Here is a 4,198-nt window from a genome sequence, read left to right on the forward strand (position 1 = left end):
CTTATTATAAAAAAATAAGTGCAGAAGTTAGAGTTAATTACTCTCTAACTACTACACTTTTATGGTACTAAAGAGCCTATTGATGCGAGTGCATAAATAACTTCTAACTTACGCATTACCTATATCCCTTTCGTTCTTTAGCCCTCTCAATAAGTTCTTTGGCTTCTTCAAATGCTTCTGGAAGGGTATCTGCAAACCATTCTTTCCCTTCTTTTTCTGTTTTCTTTATTTCTTCCCAAGCAGCATGCTGTTCTTCTTTTGATTTATAAGTTATTCCTGAAAAAACGTGAGGATGACGTCTAACCATCTTATCTGAAACGGTTTTCGCCACATCATCGAATGTAAACAATCCTTCCTCTTCTGCTATTACACTATGGAACATTACCTGCAAAAGAAGATCTCCCAGTTCTTCCTTTAGATTCTCCGAATCACCAGTTCTAGTATAGTTATTTATACTATTAATAACCTCAGCAGCTTCCTCTATACACTCGGGTTTAAGGCTCTCGTGAGTCTGTGCCTTATCCCATGGGCAGCCATTTTCACCCCTCAAGCTTTCTACAATCTCTTTCAGTCTATCTATCTGTGCCATATGTACCTCACTTGCCTTAATATTGCACTATAAAACTACGTTCATCATTATCTACAGGAATCTTTTCTTTTTGTAACCCGTAAATATCAATATATCTGTCATTTGCTAGTGCCTTTAAAAACATATAGATTTCCTGCTCAGTACCTTGTATTTCAACTGTCACTGAGCCATCATATTCATTCTTCACATATCCTGTAAGGCGATATTGATCGGCAATATAATTTGCTTTATACCTAAAGCCTACTCCCTGGACACGTCCAGTAAATACCATATGGTATCTAACTAAATCTTTCATTTGTGTACTCTTTCCCTACCAATTCCTACGAACAATTAATGCTTATATTGGTCACTTCATTATTAAGGTTCTCTTGGTTTGCTTTATACCTGCTGTAAATTTCTGAGATTTCTTCTTTAGGAAAATCTGGAAAACAAGTATATAATGTTTCTAGCTCCATACCAGTACTTATGAAATTTTCAACTGTAAGTTGATCCCGTGCGTTCATTATTTCCCCTCTTTATGTAAATCTATCTTACAACTTTATCAATGGACAATTAATTTGATTTATTAACAATATATATTCCTATGCTTACAAATGCCAATGCACATAAATGCTCAAAAGAAATGCGCTTCCACTCTCCTAATAATAAAGCAGATAATAGAGCGCCAAAAATTGGATTTGTAAAACCATAGATAGTGACTGACGATACAGGATTATATTTTAAAAGAATCCCCCATATCGAATATGCTACAGAGGAAATCAGAGCCATATAAATGATCAATATTATTCCTACAGGCGATCTAAAGCTAAGCCTTCCCCCTGAAATAGTGGCAACTAAAATCATAACTATTCCACCAATCACAAACTGGTATCCGCTTAATGTGACAGGGTTCTCATATCTAGAATATTCTTTTATTAAAACAGATGAAATCGCATATGAAACAGATGCAATGAGAATAAAGCCCTCACCTTTTAGTGTGAATCCACCCTCTATATTACCATTAGCTAAGCTGACAATAATTACGCCGATTGCACCGAGTATACATCCAAATAGTTTTCCTTTTGTTAATCGTTCTTGCTTTCTCACTAGGCAGGCTAAAAGAATTGCAAAGAAGGTGCTCATTCCATTAATAATTGATGACTTTACACCTGATGCATTAGCTAACCCCATATAAAAGAAAAAGTACTGAAAAATAGTTTGAAAAAGGCTAAGGGTACATACCATTTTCCAAGACTTATTTTGAGGATACAAAAACCTTTTTTGTATTGCACTTCCAAATAGGATTGCTAATACACCAGCCAACAAAAATCTTATTCCCGCGAAGAGAATCTGCGACATAATGTCAGAGGATTCAACTTCAAATATTTGGTAGCCTATCTTTATACTAGGAAAAGCGCTCCCCCAAAGAAGGCAGCATATGATTGCCAAAAGTAAAACAACATATTTATTAGTAAGTAATATCTTTTTTTCAGTCATACTATCTATGAATTAAAAATTCCTTCCGTTCCATCCCCAATCAGCTACAGGATGATATGTAACATATACAGCATCTCCTGGAATGCCAAGCTTGTCAGCAAATAGATTACAGATTTGTCCTGTAAGTTTATCGTATGAATCTGAAGGAGCATTGCCATAAAGGCTTACTGAAACATAAGCGCCCTTTTCTAGCTTTTTGCCCCCCAACCATAAATCATAGGCATCCTCAATACCTACCATTAAGTATGTTTCAGATTTACCTAATGTTGAAATCAATTTTCCCATTTCAGATTTAAGTTCTTCTTTTAATTCTGCATTTACAGGTACTGTGATTTTAGAATCAATAAATGGCATAATAAACCTCCTATACTGTTATTTCTTTTTCTTAATTCTATCTACTATTAGTAAGTAAATATATCCTATCACAATTAGGAACATAAAGAGAGCCAAAATCCACCATGCTGTTCCCATAAATGGTAATTCATCAGAAAAGCCGAATGCACCTGCTTCACTGCCCCAATTAAGAAAGAAATATGGATAATTATATCCATCAGCGAATTCCCAGCCCTTTACGTATCCAATTCCTGCATAAATAGCATAAAGAATCGGCGGAATAATCACATATAGTACATACTTTTTGGCAATGTTAAAAGTGCTGCTTACAACGAAAAAATCCATTATAGACATCACTGGAACCACAACATGAGTGAGTATATTTTGAATGTTCCACGCCGTATTCAATGCAGGTGCTAAAACAAAGCAAAATACAACTCCTGTAAGTGTTATGGATATTGTTCCCACAAATTTAATAATCTGCCATGGTAAACCTACTGACCTGCCTTGATGTATAAAAATAAAACCTAATAAACAAATTATTGCAATTGCAATATTAGACTGTATTGTAAAATACATGAAAACTCTAGAGCCACCCATAAATGAGTGACGGCCTGAGTAAGCACTTATAAATGTACCTATAAATGCTGAGAAAAACACAATTATCTTTAATAAATAAGATATCCTCTTTTGAATAATACTTAACATCATAAACTCAACAAAAAAACTTTAACAACCGCTTTTACCATTCTTATGATCTTCAATTGAACAAGCGGAGCTTCCATTATATTCAATAAGGCCTGCATCTGCAGGATCCAAACTAATCCTACCATCCTCAAAAAGGAAGCAAGGTATACCTATATCACCAATCTCCTTAGAATGATTAAACTCTGCTCTATTATCTCTTAAGTCCATAAATTCATGCATGTTCTGTACATGTGCCCCAATATCTATATATGTAAACTCACTTTCCTTACCTTCTATCTGTGGCTGAAGGTAATCACAATAGGGACATGTGTGCATTCCAAATATTTTTATCATCTTACACACCTCTTTTCTCTACGTATAGTTTTCCAATAATTATATTGCATCCAATTTAATTTTTCCATGTCAAAAATAAACATTTTTTCTGTTTTATAATTATATGTTTACTCTATTAAGTACAGATTACTTCGCTCCTCCGCTGGGTATAAATATGGACACGGGAAAAATTTATTATATAGACAGTTAAGAAACAGCAAAAACCTACGGAGGTGTTTTTATGAAAGGATATATTATTGATATTGGTTATATGGGGTATGTAGACGGGGAATATGAATTATTTGCAACTGAGGATGACTACTTAGATTACATGGCAGCATAATACTGCAAATAAATAGTTTGTTGGAGGATAGCCTATGGAACTTATTAATAAAATCATCGCCGTCGATTTTGACAACACATTATGCTACAGCAACTGGCCTGATTTAGGCGAACCTAATATTCCGTTAATAAAATATCTCAAGCGCCAAAAAGAGCTTGGTAACAAACTCATTTTATGGACTTGTAGAGTTGGAAAGCCCTTAGCTGACGCAGCTATTTGGTGTGAAAAGCAAGGTCTGATTTTCGATGCCATTAATGATAACCTACCTGAGGTTGTTGAATACTATGGAAGCAATAGTAGGAAAATCACCTGTGACATATATATTGATGATAGGAATATGAAAATAGAGGATTTACTAGAGGCTGTTAAAAAACTCCCCTAAAAAGGTAAGGAGTGAAATCTTCGGATTTCACTCCTCTTTTATAAAAAAAAGAGCC

General features: G+C 34.6%; 8 protein-coding genes. 1 reads left to right on the forward strand and 7 read right to left on the reverse strand.

What is annotated here, in order from left to right:
* Window positions 1-115: 115 nt before the first annotated feature.
* The 7 genes from E7276_RS15000 to E7276_RS15030 form a co-directional block, all read right to left on the reverse strand.
* Entirely contained in the window at window positions 116-589 is a 474-nt protein-coding gene (locus E7276_RS15000; protein ID WP_294219379.1) for a MazG nucleotide pyrophosphohydrolase domain-containing protein, read from the reverse strand.
* Between the two features lie 16 nt (window positions 590-605).
* Window positions 606-884, reverse strand: a complete 279-nt coding sequence (locus tag E7276_RS15005; protein ID WP_294219381.1) for an acylphosphatase — start codon at window positions 882-884, stop codon at window positions 606-608.
* Window positions 885-909: 25 nt separating this feature from the next.
* Window positions 910-1,092 carry a hypothetical protein gene (locus E7276_RS15010; RefSeq protein ID WP_294219383.1) on the reverse strand — a complete coding sequence of 61 codons (183 nt, stop codon included), beginning with the start codon at window positions 1,090-1,092 and terminating at the stop codon, window positions 910-912.
* Window positions 1,093-1,141: 49 nt separating this feature from the next.
* A complete protein-coding gene (locus E7276_RS15015; RefSeq protein ID WP_294219386.1) occupies window positions 1,142-2,065 on the reverse strand; it encodes a DMT family transporter in 924 nt (307 codons plus the stop codon).
* 12 nt (window positions 2,066-2,077) lie between these two features.
* Window positions 2,078-2,419, reverse strand: coding sequence for a phenylpyruvate tautomerase MIF-related protein (locus E7276_RS15020; RefSeq protein ID WP_294219388.1), 342 nt, complete (start codon window positions 2,417-2,419; stop codon window positions 2,078-2,080).
* Between the two features lie 18 nt (window positions 2,420-2,437).
* Window positions 2,438-2,977 carry a Pr6Pr family membrane protein gene (locus E7276_RS15025; protein ID WP_294219390.1) on the reverse strand — a complete coding sequence of 180 codons (540 nt, stop codon included), beginning with the start codon at window positions 2,975-2,977 and terminating at the stop codon, window positions 2,438-2,440.
* 150 nt (window positions 2,978-3,127) lie between these two features.
* Window positions 3,128-3,439, reverse strand: a complete 312-nt coding sequence (locus tag E7276_RS15030) for a glutaredoxin-related protein (protein ID WP_294219395.1) — start codon at window positions 3,437-3,439, stop codon at window positions 3,128-3,130.
* 356 nt (window positions 3,440-3,795) lie between these two features.
* On the opposite strand from E7276_RS15030, the gene E7276_RS15035 reads away from it, so the two are divergent.
* Window positions 3,796-4,143 (forward strand): hypothetical protein, encoded by a 348-nt coding sequence (locus E7276_RS15035; protein WP_294219396.1) that lies wholly within the window; start codon window positions 3,796-3,798, stop codon window positions 4,141-4,143.
* The last annotated feature ends 55 nt before the right edge of the window (window positions 4,144-4,198 follow it).

This window comes from Pseudobutyrivibrio sp. (assembly GCF_015057185.1).
Lineage (GTDB): Bacteria > Bacillota > Clostridia > Lachnospirales > Lachnospiraceae > Pseudobutyrivibrio.